Origin of the sequence: Shewanella septentrionalis (assembly GCF_025370265.1) — a bacterium.
Classification (GTDB): Bacteria; Pseudomonadota; Gammaproteobacteria; order Enterobacterales; family Shewanellaceae; genus Shewanella; species Shewanella hafniensis.
The window spans coordinates 16,060-32,507 of the sequence record NZ_JAMTCC010000008.1 but is presented as its reverse complement, the minus strand read 5'-3'; the positions used below and the strand labels follow the sequence as shown (position 1 = coordinate 32,507).

Below are 16,448 nucleotides of genomic sequence, written 5' to 3'. Positions count from 1 at the left end.
AGGCATATTGCTTACCGAGATATTGATAAGCGGCAACTAGGTTATAAACGTAATGATTAGTTTACGAAATGTGAAATAATTGACCTAAATGTGATTTGGGTCACGCTATAGGAATCTGCGCCAGCTTCGGGTATTTCTACGCGCAACAAATACGTTAAAGCAAGCAAAAGGGCGTGCCTCTGTTGGCGCGGAGTGCGTAACGTGTGCGCCCTTAATGAGTCAAAGAGCTCGATTAAAATCGCCGAATATAAGCTGAATGACGCCGCGCGTTTTCCAGCACAATAAAATTGTACGCCTAGCCTTAGAAGCACTGGAGCCAATATGAAACTTGCAAGTTATAACAATGGTCGCCGCGATGGTCAGTTGATGTTAGTTAGCCGCGATCTCACTAAAACGGTTGCCGTTCCTGCTATTGCCCACACAATGCAGCAATTACTCGACGGTTGGGATTTACTGAAACCGCAATTGCAAGAATTGTACGACGCGTTAAATGAAGGCATGTTAGATAACGCCCAAGCGTTTGACGAAGCTAAGTGCTTGTCGCCACTACCGCGTGCTTATCAATGGGCCGATGGCAGCGCTTATGTGAATCACGTTGAGCTAGTCCGTAAGGCTCGCGGCGCAGAAATGCCTGAAACCTTCTGGACAGATCCGCTGTTCTATCAAGGTGGTTCAGACAGTTTTATTGCCCCTAAAGCCGATATTCCACTGGCGAGTGAAGACTGGGGTATCGATTTCGAATCTGAAATCGCGATCATTACCGATGATGTGCCTATGGGCGTGAGCAGCGACAATGCGGCTAAGCACATTAAATTGTTGATGTTAGTGAACGATGTGTCACTGCGTAACTTAATCCCTGGTGAGTTGGCGAAAGGGTTTGGTTTCTTCCAATCTAAGCCATCGAGCAGTTTTTCACCTGTGGCAGTGACGCCGGATGAACTGGGCGCCAGTTGGGAAGATTCTAAAGTGCATTTACCGTTGATCACCCATTTAAACGGTGAGTTATTTGGTCGTCCGAATGCGGGCGTCGATATGACCTTTAATTTCAGCCAGTTAGTTTCACATGTGGCGAAAACCCGTCCATTGGGCGCAGGCGCGATTATTGGCTCTGGTACTATTTCTAACTATGACCGTAGCGCAGGCTCTAGCTGCTTAGCGGAAAAACGTATGTTAGAAGTGATTGCCGAAGGCAAAGCCACTACACCATTTATGCGTTTTGGCGACACTGTTCGCATCGAAATGCTTGATGACAACAATGTAACGATTTTCGGTTCTATCGATCAAAAAGTGGTTGAATACAAAGCCTAAAGCTTTCCCTTAAAGGGCACATCGACTCAAACTAACGGGGCTTAATTGCCCCGTTTTTATACTGACTTTTATAAGGATATGAAAATATGAAACTTTATGGTTATTGGCGCTCAAGCGCGGCGTACCGAGTTCGCATCGCCCTCAATCTTAAGGGGATTTCAGCCGAGCAGTTGTCAGTGCATCTTGTACGTGATGGCGGCGAGCAGCATAAAGCGGCTTATACTGCACTAAATCCGCTCGAGTTAGTGCCAACCTTAACGTTGGATGATGAGTTGGATATGGATGCTTTGTCGCAATCCTTAGCCATTATTGAATATCTCGATGAAATACATCCACAAACCCCATTATTGCCTGCATCGGCTCTTGAACGTGCCCATGTGCGCGCCATGGCGCTCACGGTAGCCTGTGAAATTCATCCATTAAACAACTTGCGGGTATTACAGTATTTAACCCAAACCTTAGGGGTCGATGAAGCGGCTAAAAATACTTGGTATCACCACTGGGTTGCGAGTGGTTTTGCAGCCTTAGAAACATTGTTGATTAGGCACAGTGGTCGTTATTGCTTTGGAGATACAGTGACATTAGCCGACTTATGTTTAGTGCCGCAGGTGTATAACGCCCAGCGTTTTAATGTAGATTTAACGCCTTATCCCAATATCATGCGCGTGTGGGCTGAGTGTAATCAGCTTGAAGCCTTTGCCGATGCGGCCCCAGAGCGCCAAGCGGATGCGGTGTAACGAATCGTACTGATGAAGTGTTTACAAATAGTAAAGAATGGATCATGAGGCTTGCTTTGCAAGTCTTATCTTAGTGATGGGGTTTTAATGCTTTTCAGTAAAAAATGTCCGTATTGCAAAGGTAAACTCGGCGCTAAGGATGTGCCGATTAAGGAAGGACGCTGCTGCCACTGTGATAAGCCAATACGGTACAAACTCAATGTAATAAAATGGATGCTACTGTTCATGCCCATCTTTACTGTTAGCGTTAATTTGCTAGACAAAGATGTCTATGGGTTTTGGATTTGTTTTGCGGTAATGGTACCTATTTATAGTCTCGTTTCTCTACTCTGTCATGAGGTCGTAAAGTGCTCAGAAACCGATGGCGAAGTGGAGTAAGCCGAATGTCATTCCCGTGGTGTTATCTGACATTGAAGCCAACGATACTGTTATGAGTAATGTATGAGTCATGTTCTGAATGGTGCTATGAATAATGTTATGGATGAGGCTATGTGTGAAGCAGAGCTAAAGCATCGATTACTCGAATGGATCGTTCAGGATTGCGAGCGGGTGAGGGCGCTTGAACTTGCGCTCCAATGCGCCAAAGTACACTCAATGCCGCAGTGGTGCCTTGCGGCGGGATTTGTCCGTAATCTAGTCTGGGATCGCTTGCACGGATTTGAGTTGAGTCCACTGAATGATATCGATCTGATCTATTTTTGCCCGTTAGATATCAGTCCCGAGCGGGATTTGGCAATTGAAACCTATCTCAATCAGCTTGTCCCTGAGTTACCTTGGTCGGTGAAGAATCAGGCGCGCATGCATGTTCGAAATCAAGACATGGCTTACACATCTTGTGTTGATGCTATGTCCTATTGGCCAGAGCTTGAAACCGCAATCGGGGTAAGCTATCAAGCTGTCGATACAGAATCTGATGATCAGACTCAGATAAAGACTGAGACTCAGACTTGTGTTGGGATGAAAAATCATCCCGCGTCTTGTGATATTGAGCTGGTGGCTCCCTTTGGGCTGAACTCCTTGTTTGCACTCAAACTGAGTGCTAATCCAAAGCGGGCATTACCTGTGTTTGATCACAGAGTCGCGACTAAGGGTTGGCTTACTCGGTATCCTTTGCTTGAGTGTTGCCGCAAAAGCTGATTTTCTCATTCACCCATTTTATCTCTCACTCACTCCTAAACAGACTCAAGCATCTGACTCAATTCGTCCCATGTAATTTAGCGACTCAATATAGCGATTCAATTGAGTTACTCACTAATTAAGACCGCTAACAGTATGGGTATCATCCTTAAGCCGTTTAGGTTCGGCTGTTGTCTGCTTCTATTCTTCCTCATCTAGTCCGATCAATTTGAACTTAATGGCCAAATCCCCCTCAGCTAAGTGCTTTTTATTGTTACTTAAATGTTTATTTTACTAATGTTCTCTACCTCTTGCTGTAGTCATTAGTGATGACTAATAAAGAACTTAGCTCACAGAAAACAAAGGTGCACTGTCGATAAATGTTTGAATTTCGTGATTCAGCTCCCATGTGCAGTACCTAGAAATGAGTATTACTCATTCACTTTGATTTGGATCAATAAAGTGGTCGCACTTCTCTGGCAGTGTAGGCGTCAATTGTTAAGGATGTAATTTAAAACAAAAACCTATGTTGTACATATGGAGTATGATGATGAATAAAAACACTGTTTCTACACTGATCGCTGCCACCCTTTTAGCTGCTGGTTTTTCTGCTTCTGTATCGGCTCACCAAGCAGGCGACATTATCGTTCGTGCGGGTGCTGTGGTTGTTGCGCCAAATGAATCAAGTGATGATGTTGCGGGTAACGGCGAGTTCCAAATCAGCAATAACACTCAAGTGGGTTTAAACTTCGGTTATATGTTGACAGATAACTTTGGGGTTGAGTTATTAGCTGCCACACCTTTTAGCCACGATGTTTCTTTAAAAGGTGTAGGTAAGATTGCCGAAACTAAACATTTGCTACCCACTTTAGTGGCGCAGTACTATTTTGGTGATGCGCAATCTAAATTACGTCCATACGTGGGTGTCGGTGTTAACTATACTAATTTCTTCGACAATGAGTTCACCAATGATTTAGGTGGTGCGTTAACTGACTTAAGCATGACCACGTCTTGGGGCTTAGCGGCACAAGCGGGTGTTGACTATCAGGTTAACAAAAACTGGTTAGTGAACGCTTCTGTGTGGTACGCGCAAATTAGCAGCGATGTGAAGTTTAAATTATCGGGTGACACTGTGGTTATTGGTACCGATATTGACCCATGGGTTTATATGGTCAGCGTAGGTTACACTTTCTAATCTACGGATCAGATAAGCGTAAAAAAGGAGCCTTAGGCTCCTTTTTCGTTTCTGCACTTTTTATCGCGCATGTTCCACTCAGGTTAAGCCGACTTAGCGCTTTGGCTTTTTAGCCTTCCAGTGGCGAGTGTTATAGATAAATTCGGGTAATAATACGGTGAGCCAAGCGACGAGGCGCCAGCGTTTGGTCACATAGACGCGGCGTTTGCCTTGCTTCATTGCTTTGATGATCTGTGCTGCAACGTGCGGTAATGGGGCAAGCCACATTGCATTTTGTTGCATGGCGGCTTTGTCGAGTAAACCGAGTTGGATATCGGTAATCGTAATGGGTAACTTGAGGCGCTGGGCGTGCATACATAAGCCCTCAAGGTAATTCTGCCCAAAGGCCTTTGAGGCGTGATAGGCCACACTTGGGCCACCGCGCAAACCTGCGATAGAGTTTATTGCCGCCAGTTGTCCATAACCTTGCTCGCGAAATAGTCTAAATGCCGTATTGCAGATTGCGGCGAAACCTCGCACATTGACATCGATAATGTCTTGCTCTGGCAGCCAAGGCAGCTCAGGATCATAACTATTGAGGCCTGTATTGACTAAGACTAAGTGCGCACCGCCCAGACTCTGCCAGACGGATTCAAGTTGAGTGATAATGGCTTGAGGCTGTTCAATTTGAAGTGAAAATACTTGTACTTTTGTTGGCAAGGATAAGGCAAAATCGCGGAGTGATTCTGGATCTTGGGCGAATAAGACTAATTCAACCTGTTGATCTGCCAATTGCTTTGCAATTTCACGACTTAATTGTGAGCTAGCTCCCACAATGATTGCAGTTGCTTGGGTCATAGGTTTTTCGGCAACGAAATGGTGGCTTATGATAGGAAGATATGTTCGCCAAGACAAGATTTATAGCTTGGGCGTATGGACATCTAGAAGTCTTTATGTATGATTAGGAGAAACAAAATGAACAAATGCTTGCGTTTAAGCGCGTTGAGATTAACCGCTTTAGCATTAATGGCGCTAATGGGTGTGTTATCGGGTTGTGCGACACCCAATGCTATCGTGGAGATAAAAGGCGAGACCTTGTATCGCGAACGGATTGCTCTGCCCGCCGAGGCTAAAGTCGTAGTGCAACTGCTCGATGTCTCAAAAATGGATGTGCCAGCCATAGTGATGGCGGAGCGCGTACAACAAGGTGCAGCAACACCCACGCCATTCAGTTTTGCGATTGGCAGCGATCAGTTCCAACCCGGGCACACTTATGCCATAGGTGCACGGATAATGCTCGGTGATAAGTTATTGTTTATTAATACTCAAGCCTATCACATTGACCTCAATTCCACTGAGCCAATGACGATACTGCTAGAGAAAGTCGGTGGCTAGTTAGCCTGCTCAGAAGTGAGCTGACATACGCGCCGAATCCGTTGGTATTTACGAACAGAAGAGGCGCGGTATGCCGGTTAGAATTCCAGATCATCTGCCCGCAGCAGAAGTGTTAGAGTCAGAAAATATTTTCGTTATGTCCGAGACGCGGGCGGCGAATCAAGATATCAGGCCGATGAAGGTGCTGATTTTGAACTTGATGCCGAATAAAATCGAGACAGAAACCCAGTTACTGCGCTTACTGGGTAACACGCCTTTACAAGTCGATGTGGATTTATTGCGCATCCACGACAAAGAGTCCAAGCATACTTCCATCGATCACATGAATACTTTCTACCGTGACTTTGAAGCCGTGCGCCATAAAAATTACGACGGCCTTATCATCACAGGTGCGCCGCTTGGGCAAATCGATTTCGAAGATGTAGTTTATTGGGATCATATCCGTGAAATCATCGACTGGTCGCAAGAGCATGTCACCTCAGTGTTGTTTTTATGCTGGGCAGCCCATGCGGGTTTGTATCATCTATATGGTTTAAATCGAAAAGTATTGCCGCAAAAGCGTTCTGGCGTATTTGTGCATCGCCGTACTTCTCAGCATTTCCCGCTACTGCGCGGTTTTGATGATGAATTTTTTGCACCCCATTCCCGTTTTGCCGAAATGGATGTCGAAGAAATTAGACAACATCCACAGCTGCAGCTATTGGCCGAGTCCGATGAGGCAGGGGCTTATTTGGTGTTAAGTCGGAATAATCGTAACTTGTTTGTGATGGGTCATCCTGAATATCAAAAGTCGACCTTAAACGAGGAATATCAGCGAGACTTAAGCCAAGGCTTAGACCCGAATGTGCCACAGAATTATTATCGCAATGATGATCCTAAAGCCGACGCCATTGCCCGCTGGCACAGCCACGGTAGCCTGCTGGTGAGTAACTGGCTCAACTATTACGTCTATCAGTTAACCCCTTACGACTTAAGCGATATGACGGCGATGACACCGTGGGAGTCGCGTTAATTCATGCAGTTATTTCTGTGAGTTCTCATCAGAATAGCGCTTAGTGCTTCAGTGCCTTATTGATTTAAGGCACTGTTTTTAAAGCACTGTATTTTTAAGTAACTGTTTTAAGTCACTGTTTTTTTAAAGTCACTATGTTTTTGAAGCATTACGTTGATTGAATGCACTAAGCGTCCTGCGGTATATGATGACTTTTACCGCTTATAACTTAAATTGGGTCACTAATTTATCTAAGTGAACCGATAGTTTTTGTAAGTTTGCACTGGATGCCGTTAACTCGTCGGCAATCTCAGAGGTCTCGGTGGTTAATTGATTTATCTCTTCGACGTTACGGCTTATCTCCGCTACCACCATAGACTGCTCTTCTGTCGCGGTGGCGACTTGAATGTTCATGTCGCTGATTTGGCTAATATGCGAAGTAATCAGGGTTAACGAGTCATTGGCATCATCTGCCTGCTTGACGACCATACCGCTTTGTTCGTGGCCCCGCTTGATGGCAGTCACTGTTTTGGACGATTGCTCCTGCAGCTTGTTAATCATTGTTTGAATTTCATCTGTCGATGACGCTGAACGACTGGCAAGGTTTCGGACTTCGTCGGCGACAACGGCAAAACCTCGACCTGTCTCGCCAGCGCGTGCAGCTTCAATGGCTGCGTTGAGTGCTAGCAAGTTAGTTTGTTCTGAAATGCTGCGTATGGTATCCAAAATACTGCCGATAGAATTGGTTTGCGTCGCGAGCGAAGTAATGTCAGTGCTGATGTGCTGAATTTCAATAGATAATGAGCTGACACCCTGGCGAGCTTTGGCGACCACACTCGCGCCATTATGCGCTTGATTATCTGCTTCTTTGGCGGCATTAGCCGCTTGGGTTGCGTTGCCAGCAATATTGTCCACTGTGGTGCCCATCTCATGGATTGCCGTTGCGATTTGCGTGGTGCGATCGCGCTCGTTAATACAATTTCTATGGGTTGCTTGGGCTTTGCTGGCGACATCGTTTGCCGTATGGGCGAGTTGGCGTGAGTTGTCAGCCACGGCTTCAATCGCATTACGGATCTTCAGCACAAACTGATTAAAGTGCAGGGCAATATCACTGAGTTCGTCTTGGCCTTTTAACTCGATCATATTATGCAAATCAAGTTTGTCACTGGCAGAAGAAATATGCTGTTGTAACGATGCCACGCGAAGTCGTAGACGACGCAGCATGATAAAACCTAGAAATATTGAAATAATCAAAGCGATGGTTAAAACAACAAACATTTCCATGCGTGTTTCTTGGTAGTTTTTTTGACTGTCAACGAAGCTGGCGTTGCCTTGTTGTAGCAATGAGTCAAGAATGGCATCGGTACTCTTTCTCATTATGTTGTAGCTAGCTGCGAACTGGTTACGATAGATTTCTTGCGATTTTGCCACTTCCCCCTTTTCCATCGCTGTCAGCATAGGCGCAAGTTCGTCACTTTTGACTTTATCAAAGAGGTCGATCAACTTTTGTACTTCGGCACGGGTAATGGGGTTTACCTGAGCGTCACGGGCAGCTTTTAATGCCGCATCCATTTCTGGAATGTCCTCAGCACGGGTTTCTGTTACACGGGTTAATACGCCTTTTTGATCCTTCATCGTCGGTATTTCTTGCAAGATAATAATATCAATGCCCACTCGCATCCGAGGAATACGGGACGCAACTTCCGCCATCGACCTTAATGGCGCGCTGGTATTTTCGGCGAGTGTTTTAGTTTGATCTTGCATACCAGATAAGCCTTGAATGGCTGTTAAGCTGATTAAGATAAGAGCAATACAGGGAATAGCGATGACCCCGATAAACTGGGTCTTAAGCGTCATCTGATTTAGCATGTCTTTCCTTCCTACTTTTATTTAGGGTTATCTGGTTGGGATGTTTATGGTTAGATAATTTGGCATTATTAAATAGGAACAATAGCTTGAATTTTTATTCTTAAATTTTAGTACCCAGTTAAGGTATCCCACTTTGCACACTATGGATTTATGTAAGCGGGTCAATAACATGCTAACTGTGTAGTTGAGCATAGCGATTTTATAGATAACAACCAAATCCTTATGTCGATGTTATAACAGGTCTGTCCACTTGAACTGGTTTGGTCGTCAAGCTCATGCGTTCATTTCTTGATGGCGAGCATAAATCATTCGCTGCTAGGACGTTAAGTGACAACACGCCCTAGATATCACTCACTGATATTAAATTAACTTAGCAAGGTTGGCTCAGTGCAATAAAAGCGCATGAGCTGGATAGATTCTGTCGTTTATGTTGAGTCAACATCCTCTTTTTACTTCAACGGATTCGCTATGATTGAGCATGCCTATATATCTTAGTCACCACTCTTACCGCCTTATCGATACCGCCCCTTGTTGTTCTTCATCCCATTTTTACTGTAAATCCTTACTGACATTTTCCACTGATAAAATCTGCACATTAGACCAAGGAATACTTGCTTTACGTTCGCGTAAACGTCAGAGTGGTTTTATTGTCGATTTTATTAAACGTCCCGAGGCTGGTACTAGGCTTCGTGGTCAATTTAGGTTGGAGCCTTCATGAGTACTGAACAGTTAAATCAAGATATCGTTATCGTTGCGGCTAAACGCACCCCAATGGGCGGGTTTCAAGGCAACTTATCATCCGTAGCATCACCCATGTTAGCCGCGACGGCCATTAAAGGCTTGTTAGCGGAAACACAATTGGCGGGTGAGCATGTCGATGAAGTCTTGATGGGCTGCGTATTACCCGCAGGTTTAGGTCAAGCGCCTGCGCGTCAGTCAACTTTGGGTGCGGGATTACCCTTATCCGTTGGTGCGACCACAGTGAACAAGGTCTGTGGCTCAGGCATGAAGACGGTAATGTTAGCCCACGATTTGATTAAAGCGGGCAGTGCAAAAGTGGTGATCGCAGGCGGCATGGAAAGCATGAGCCAAGCGCCGTATTTACTCGATAAAGCCCGCGGCGGCATGCGCATGGGCCATGGCAAAGTGTTAGATCACATGTTTTTAGATGGCCTTGAAGATGCCTACACGGGTGGCGCTATGGGGACGTTCGCCCAGAAAACAGCCGATGAATTTGGTATCACCCGCGAGCAGATGGACGCTTTTGCCCTAAGCTCGCTCGAAAAAGCCAATGCCGCGATTAACTCGGGCGCCTTTAAAGCCGAAATCACGCCCGTCACTGTCAGTGATCGTCGCGGTGATGTGACTATCGATACCGACGAGCAACCCGGTAATGCCCGCCCTGAAAAAATTCCTACGCTGCGTCCAGCCTTTACCAAAGATGGCACTATCACAGCGGCAAACTCTAGCTCGATTTCCGATGGCGCAGCGGCATTAATGCTGACCTCTCGAGGCGAAGCTGAGCGTTTAGGCTTAACTGTATTAGCCACTATTAAAGGCCATACGACTCACGCCCAAGAGCCTTCACTCTTTACCACTGCACCGGTTGGCGCTATGGCGAAATTGCTGGCTAATGTGGGTTGGTCAACGGATGAGGTGGATTTATTCGAAATCAACGAAGCCTTCGCCATGGTGACTATGCTTGCCGTGTCTGAACTCGGTTTAGATATTGCTAAGGTTAACGTCAATGGCGGCGCCTGCGCCTTAGGTCATCCTATTGGTTGCTCGGGTTCACGTTTACTGGTGACCTTAATTCATGCATTAAAAGCCCGCGGCCTTAAGCGCGGTGTTGCCTCGCTGTGTATCGGCGGTGGAGAAGCGACGGCGATGGCCATCGAGGTTTAATCGCAACAGTTTAGTTAAATCAACAAGACGGGGCTGGCAAGGGCAATCACTTCCCTTGAGGATAATCATAATATCGCACCGCCAGCCCATCACTCTACAAGGAAAGGATTGCAACATGACCACACAAGTAAAGCATTACATTGACGGTGAGTTTACCCAAGGTACGGGCACATCGCAGATTATTGTCACCAATCCCGCGAATAACTCGCCGATTGCCGTGATTAATGCTGCCACTAGCGAAGAAGTTCACGCTGCCATTGCTAGCGCCAAAGCCGCCTTCAAAACGTGGAAAGAAGTGCCAGTTTCTGAACGTGCGCGCGTCATGTTGCGTTATCAACATCTGCTAAAAGAACATCACGACGAACTTGCGACCATTCTTGCCCATGAAACGGGTAAAACCTTCGAAGATGCCAAGGGCGATGTATGGCGCGGTATCGAAGTCGCTGAACACGCCTGTAACGTAGCGTCATTATTGATGGGCGAAACCGTTGAGAACGTCGCGCGTTCAATTGACACTTATAGCTACACTCAACCACTGGGTGTGTGTGCCGGTATTACGCCATTTAACTTCCCTGCGATGATCCCGTTATGGATGTTCCCACTGGCAATCGCTTGCGGTAACACCTTCATTTTAAAGCCTTCAGAACAAGATCCAATGACGCCGCAGCGCCTTGTTGAACTGTTTGTTGAAGCGGGTGCACCTAAGGGCGTATTGCAATTAGTGCATGGCGACAAAACTGCCGTGGATATTCTGCTGGCAGACCCTGCGATTAAAGCCATTTCCTTCGTCGGTTCTGTGGCTGTGGGTCAGTATATTTATAAAACCGGTACCGATAATTTAAAACGCGTACAAGCCTTTGCGGGCGCGAAAAATCACTGCGTCATTATGCCTGATGCGAACAAACAGCAAGTGATCAATAACTTAGTTGGTGCTTCTGTGGGCGCGGCGGGTCAGCGCTGTATGGCGATTTCGGTTGCCGTGTTTGTTGGCGCCGCTAAAGAGTGGATCCCTGAATTAAAAGAAGCCTTAGCCAAGGTTCGCCCAGGTTTATGGGACGATAAAGAAGCCGGTTACGGCCCTGTCATAAGCCCTGCAGCCAAGGCACGCGTGCTCAAGCTTATCCAGCAGGGGATTGATGAAGGCGCCGAGTGTTTACTCGATGGCAGCGACTTTACTGTGGAAGGTTATGAGTCAGGCAACTGGATTGGCCCAACCATGTTCAATAACGTCTCTACAGAGATGAGCATCTACAAGGAAGAAATCTTCGGCCCTGTACTGTGCTGCATGGAATCAGACTCCTTAGAAGCGGCCATCGAATTAGTCAATGCTAGCCCTTACGGCAACGGCACTTCTATCTTCACCGCCAGCGGCGCAGCGGCCCGTAAATATCAACACGAAATCGAAGTCGGCCAAGTAGGGATTAACGTGCCTATTCCTGTGCCATTGCCTTTCTTCTCATTTACTGGTTGGAAGGGCAGTTTCTATGGCGATCAACATGCCTACGGTAAGCAAGTGGTACGTTTCTATACCGAGACTAAGACCATCACTTCACGCTGGTTTGAGTCCGATATCGCCGTGGCGTCTACGCCAAACATGAGCATTAACTTACGCTAAGCTCGTTCGCTAAGCTTAGTGATTAAGCTCAGTGATTAATCGATAAACAGCGGCGTCTTTACGGCGCCCAATTTATAAAATAAAAAAGTGACCACAGAGTCATAGGAGAGCCAAATGGATTTTAATTTCAACGATGACCAACGTCAGTTTGCCGATCTTGCGCGCCAGTTTGCCGCGGAAGAGTTAACCCCGTTTGCCGCCAAGTGGGATGAAGAACATCATTTCCCCAAAGACGTGATCCAAAAAGCCGGTGAGCTGGGTTTTTGCTCTCTGTATTCTCCAGAATCTGAAGGTGGCATGGGCTTATCGCGCCTCGATGCGTCGATTATTTTTGAAGAGCTCGCCAAGGGCTGCACTGCGACCACGGCCATGCTGACCATTCACAATATGGCCACTTGGATGGTGACGACTTGGGGCACTGAAACGCTGCGTCAGACTTGGTCTGAGCCGTTAACCACAGGGCAAATGTTAGCGTCCTATTGCTTAACTGAGCCGGGCGCGGGTTCAGACGCTGCATCTTTGCAAACCAAAGCGGTGCGTGACGGCGATGAGTATGTGATTTCAGGTTCGAAAATGTTTATCTCAGGTGCGGGCGCCACTGAATTATTAGTCGTGATGTGCCGCACTGGTCAAGCTGGGCCTAAGGGGATTTCTGCCATTGCCATTCCGGCGGATGCCGCTGGTGTTATCTACGGTAAGGCCGAAGACAAAATGGGCTGGAATGCCCAGCCGACCCGTCAAATTACCTTTGAAAACGTGCGCGTGCCAGTAGCGAATTTGCTCGGTGAAGAAGGCCAAGGTTTTGCCTTCGCGATGAAAGGCTTAGACGGTGGTCGTATCAATATTGCGACCTGTTCAGTCGGTACTGCGCAAGCGGCGCTGGAGCGTGCAACTCAGTATATGAATGAGCGTCAGCAATTTGGTAAACCTTTAGCAGCTTTCCAAGCATTGCAATTTAAGCTCGCCGATATGGCGACTGAGTTAGTCGCTGCCCGCCAAATGGTGCGCCTTGCGGCCTTTAAACTCGACAGCAGCGATCCTGAAGCCACCGCCTATTGCGCCATGGCAAAACGTTTTGCCACCGATGTGGGCTTTCAAGTCTGTGATGCGGCGCTGCAAATTCATGGCGGATATGGTTATATAAGGGAGTACCCGCTGGAACGTCATTTCCGTGATGTGCGTGTGCACCAGATTTTAGAAGGCACCAACGAAATTATGCGCTTAATTATCGCCCGTCGTTTACTCGATGAAAATGCAGGACAAATCCTCTAAGTCCACTCGCAAGAAGTGTGACTTATCGGTTGGCGATAACATAAAAGGAGTCTATACAGATGGAATATTTAGTAGAACGTATCGAAGGCCACACGGCCATTCTGACGATGAATAATCCACCGGCAAACACTTGGACCGCCGAGAGTTTGCAGGCGCTTAAAGCCAAAGTGCTTGAGCTGAACGCGAATAAAGAAATTTATGCCTTAGTGTTAACGGGCCAAGGGCAAAAGTTCTTCTCTGCCGGTGCCGATTTGAAGCTGTTTAGTGACGGCGACAAAGGCAATGCGGCGACGATGGCAAAGCACTTCGGTGAAGCCTTTGAAACCCTAAGTCAATTTCGCGGTGTATCGATTGCCGCGATTAACGGTTATGCCATGGGCGGCGGCTTAGAAGTCGCACTGGCCTGTGATATTCGCATCGCCGAAATCCAAGCTGTGATGGCATTGCCTGAAGCGACCGTAGGTTTATTACCTTGCGCGGGTGGCACTCAGAATCTGACCGCATTAGTTGGTGAAGGCTGGGCTAAGCGGATGATTTTATGCGGTGAGCGCGTCGATGCGACTCAGGCATTGAATCTGCGTTTAGTTGAAGAAGTGGTCGAAACGGGCGAAGCGCTCAATGCGGCAATCGCGTTGGCCGTCAAAGTCGCTAACCAAAGCCCAAGCAGCGTCACAGCGTGCAAGACACTCATTCAAGCGGGCCGCACTATGGCGCGTAGCCAAGCGCTGCCGATTGAGCGTGAATTATTTGTCGGGTTATTTGATACCGAAGATCAGGCCGAAGGCGTAAATGCGTTTTTGGGCAAACGTAAAGCTGATTGGAAGAACCGCTAATGACTAATGTAGTAGATAAGGTAAATCAGGCCACGACCACGCAACACGTGGTTTTTCAAACCTTAGCCACCGCGTCCGGTAAGTTGATTGGGGTGGTGACACTCAATGTGGAAAAAGCCCTCAACGCCTTAGATTTATACATGGTGCGCGCTATGACGGCCCAGCTCAATCTATGGAAGAAAGACTCGCTTATCGCTTGTATCGTGTTAGATGGCAGCGGTGAGAAGGCTTTTTGTGCGGGGGGGGATGTGCGCGCTCTATACCATGCATCCATTGCCGCGAAGGGACAAGTGACTGAGGAGGCGAAGGTTTTCTTCGAAGAGGAATATCGCCTCGATTATCTACTGCATACCTTTGGCAAACCTGTGTTGGTGTGGGGCGACGGCATTGTGATGGGCGGCGGGCTCGGTTTGATGGCGGGCGCGAGCCACAGAGTCGTCACTGAAACCTCGCGCATTGCTATGCCTGAAGTGACGATTGGCCTGTACCCCGATGTCGGCGGCAGTTATTTCCTTAATCGCATGCAGGGCAAAATGGGACTGTTTTTAGGGCTCACGGCCTATCAACTCAATGCCGCCGATGCCTGTTATGTGGGCCTTGCGGATCATTACCTGAACCGTGACGACAAAGAACTGATGTTCGATGCCATGGCCACCTTAGATTGGAGCGATACACCGGCGCTCAATCATCAACGCTTAGATAGCATGATCAACGAGTTATCTAATCAAGTGGATATCCCGAAGGGCGAAAGTGTATTGGCGGACAGCCAAGATAATATCGATCGACTGATGGCGGGCAGCTTGGAGGATATCGTTACGCGTATGTCGACGTTAGCGTCGGAGGATGCTTGGTTAATGAAGGCGCGCGACACCTTCCTTGCGGGCAGTCCTATCAGCTGGCATCTGGTTAATATCCAATCACAACTTGGTACTAAGTTAAGCTTAGCTGAATGTTTTAAATGGGAATTAACCGCCAGCGTTAACGTGTGTGCCCATGGTGATTTCTGCGAAGGGGTTCGCGCACTCTTGATTGATAAAGACAGACAGCCCCAGTGGCGCTTTAAGGATGTGAACTCAGTGCCTACCGCTGTACTTGAGCAAATATTGACTTCCCCTTGGGGCGAGGCGCATCCCTTTAGCCAACTGAGCTAAACGTTGAGTTGATTATGCATAGACTTGGCTAAGCGTTGAGTTGATTCGCGCAGACTTGATTAGTGCTGAGTGTATAGGCTCAGCCAAGCTCGCTTTACTCTATGATAACGACAGCATAATCAATGGACTAGCAGTATCACTACACTAAAAAAAGAACAGCACACAGGAGTGACAGCATGAGTACAGTAGCATTTATCGGTTTAGGCAATATGGGCGGCCCAATGGCGGCCAATTTATTAAAAGCGGGCATGACGGTTCGTGTATTTGATTTAGTCCCAGAAGCCATGCAAAGCCTTGCCGAGCAAGGGGCCTTTGTTTCTAGTACGGCTTGCGGCGCGGCGGCGGGTGCCAATGTGGTGATCACTATGCTGCCTGCGGGTAAGCATGTGAAAAATTTATATTTAGGCAATGGCACAGACAAAGGCCTGCTCGAGGTCGTTGCGGGTGATACTTTACTGATCGATTGCTCGACCATAGATGCGCAAAGCGCGCAATTGGTGGCGGCCGAAGCGGCTAAAAGCGGCATAGAGTTTATGGATGCACCGGTTTCTGGCGGCACAGCAGGCGCGGCGGCGGGTACTTTAACCTTTATTTGTGGTGGTTCCGATAGCGCTTTTGAGCGGGGTCAGCCAGTGCTTAAAGCTATGGGGGTGAACATATTCCACGCCGGTGGCCCAGGTGCGGGACAAGTCGCTAAAATCTGCAATAACATGCTGTTATCTGTGTTGATGGTCGGCACTTCTGAGGCGTTGCAAATGGGCATTGACCATGGCCTCGATCCTAAAGTCTTGTCCGACATTATGAAGGTCAGCAGTGGTGGTAACTGGACCCTCGAAAAGTACAATCCATGCCCAGGGGTGATGGAGACTGTGCCTTCTTCTAAGGGCTATCAGGGCGGCTTTATGGTAGATTTGATGGTTAAAGATCTCGGTCTGTCCCAAGAAGCCGCATTATTGAGCAACTCCAGCACGCCAATGGGCGCTTTAGCCCGCAGCTTGTATGTGAATCATGCAAGACAAGGCAACGGCCGCCGAGATTTTTCCAGTATTTTTGAACAATTTGCACAACTTAAAAAATAGACA

At 47.5% G+C, this 16,448-nt stretch carries 15 protein-coding genes; 12 read left to right on the top strand and 3 right to left on the bottom strand.

What is annotated here, in order from left to right:
- Nucleotides 1–321 precede the first annotated feature (321 nt).
- Nucleotides 322–1,308, top strand: a complete 987-nt coding sequence (locus tag NE536_RS06105) for a fumarylacetoacetate hydrolase family protein (RefSeq protein ID WP_261272131.1) — start codon at nucleotides 322–324, stop codon at nucleotides 1,306–1,308.
- An 86-nt stretch (nucleotides 1,309–1,394) separates the two neighbouring features.
- Complete coding sequence (gene maiA / locus NE536_RS06100) at nucleotides 1,395–2,045, top strand: maleylacetoacetate isomerase (RefSeq protein WP_106650053.1); 651 nt, start codon at nucleotides 1,395–1,397, stop codon at nucleotides 2,043–2,045.
- A gap of 65 nt (nucleotides 2,046–2,110) precedes the next feature.
- Here the strand turns inward: maiA and NE536_RS06095 are convergent, their stop codons facing one another.
- Nucleotides 2,111–2,272: a hypothetical protein gene (locus NE536_RS06095; RefSeq protein ID WP_261272130.1), complete on the bottom strand. Its 162-nt coding sequence runs from the start codon at nucleotides 2,270–2,272 to the stop codon at nucleotides 2,111–2,113.
- Nucleotides 2,273–2,486: 214 nt separating this feature from the next.
- On the opposite strand from NE536_RS06095, the gene NE536_RS06090 reads away from it, so the two are divergent.
- Nucleotides 2,487–3,182, top strand: a complete 696-nt coding sequence (locus NE536_RS06090; RefSeq protein ID WP_261272129.1) for a nucleotidyltransferase family protein — start codon at nucleotides 2,487–2,489, stop codon at nucleotides 3,180–3,182.
- Nucleotides 3,183–3,708: 526 nt separating this feature from the next.
- Complete coding sequence (gene ompW / locus NE536_RS06085; RefSeq protein ID WP_261272128.1) at nucleotides 3,709–4,356, top strand: outer membrane protein OmpW; 648 nt, start codon at nucleotides 3,709–3,711, stop codon at nucleotides 4,354–4,356.
- Nucleotides 4,357–4,449: 93 nt separating this feature from the next.
- Here the strand turns inward: ompW and NE536_RS06080 are convergent, their stop codons facing one another.
- Complete coding sequence (locus NE536_RS06080; protein ID WP_107946982.1) at nucleotides 4,450–5,193, bottom strand: SDR family NAD(P)-dependent oxidoreductase; 744 nt, start codon at nucleotides 5,191–5,193, stop codon at nucleotides 4,450–4,452.
- A gap of 117 nt (nucleotides 5,194–5,310) precedes the next feature.
- Between NE536_RS06080 and NE536_RS06075 the strand changes: the two genes are divergently transcribed.
- Nucleotides 5,311–5,730: a YbaY family lipoprotein gene (locus NE536_RS06075; RefSeq protein ID WP_261272127.1), complete on the top strand. Its 420-nt coding sequence runs from the start codon at nucleotides 5,311–5,313 to the stop codon at nucleotides 5,728–5,730.
- Nucleotides 5,731–5,800: 70 nt separating this feature from the next.
- Nucleotides 5,801–6,742, top strand: a complete 942-nt coding sequence (gene metA / locus NE536_RS06070; RefSeq protein WP_259526837.1) for a homoserine O-acetyltransferase MetA — start codon at nucleotides 5,801–5,803, stop codon at nucleotides 6,740–6,742.
- Nucleotides 6,743–6,943: 201 nt separating this feature from the next.
- Here the strand turns inward: metA and NE536_RS06065 are convergent, their stop codons facing one another.
- A complete protein-coding gene (locus NE536_RS06065) occupies nucleotides 6,944–8,590 on the bottom strand; it encodes a methyl-accepting chemotaxis protein (RefSeq protein ID WP_006081024.1) in 1,647 nt (548 codons plus the stop codon).
- A gap of 714 nt (nucleotides 8,591–9,304) precedes the next feature.
- Here NE536_RS06065 and NE536_RS06060 point away from each other — a divergent pair.
- The 6 genes from NE536_RS06060 to mmsB all read left to right on the top strand — a co-directional run bounded on the left by NE536_RS06060 (nucleotide 9,305) and on the right by mmsB (nucleotide 16,445).
- A complete protein-coding gene (locus NE536_RS06060) occupies nucleotides 9,305–10,495 on the top strand; it encodes a thiolase family protein (protein WP_261272126.1) in 1,191 nt (396 codons plus the stop codon).
- 115 nt (nucleotides 10,496–10,610) lie between these two features.
- Complete coding sequence (locus NE536_RS06055; protein WP_261272125.1) at nucleotides 10,611–12,110, top strand: CoA-acylating methylmalonate-semialdehyde dehydrogenase; 1,500 nt, start codon at nucleotides 10,611–10,613, stop codon at nucleotides 12,108–12,110.
- A 114-nt stretch (nucleotides 12,111–12,224) separates the two neighbouring features.
- Nucleotides 12,225–13,382 carry an acyl-CoA dehydrogenase family protein gene (locus NE536_RS06050; protein ID WP_006081028.1) on the top strand — a complete coding sequence of 386 codons (1,158 nt, stop codon included), beginning with the start codon at nucleotides 12,225–12,227 and terminating at the stop codon, nucleotides 13,380–13,382.
- 59 nt (nucleotides 13,383–13,441) lie between these two features.
- Nucleotides 13,442–14,215 carry an enoyl-CoA hydratase gene (locus tag NE536_RS06045; RefSeq protein WP_006081029.1) on the top strand — a complete coding sequence of 258 codons (774 nt, stop codon included), beginning with the start codon at nucleotides 13,442–13,444 and terminating at the stop codon, nucleotides 14,213–14,215.
- On the top strand, nucleotides 14,215–15,366 hold the full coding sequence (locus NE536_RS06040) for an enoyl-CoA hydratase/isomerase family protein (protein ID WP_261272124.1): 1,152 nt from the start codon (nucleotides 14,215–14,217) through the stop codon (nucleotides 15,364–15,366). Before NE536_RS06045 ends, NE536_RS06040 begins: the two co-directional genes overlap by 1 nt.
- Before the next feature lie 176 nt (nucleotides 15,367–15,542).
- Nucleotides 15,543–16,445, top strand: a complete 903-nt coding sequence (mmsB, locus tag NE536_RS06035) for a 3-hydroxyisobutyrate dehydrogenase (RefSeq protein WP_106650064.1) — start codon at nucleotides 15,543–15,545, stop codon at nucleotides 16,443–16,445.
- Nucleotides 16,446–16,448: the final 3 nt, after the last annotated feature.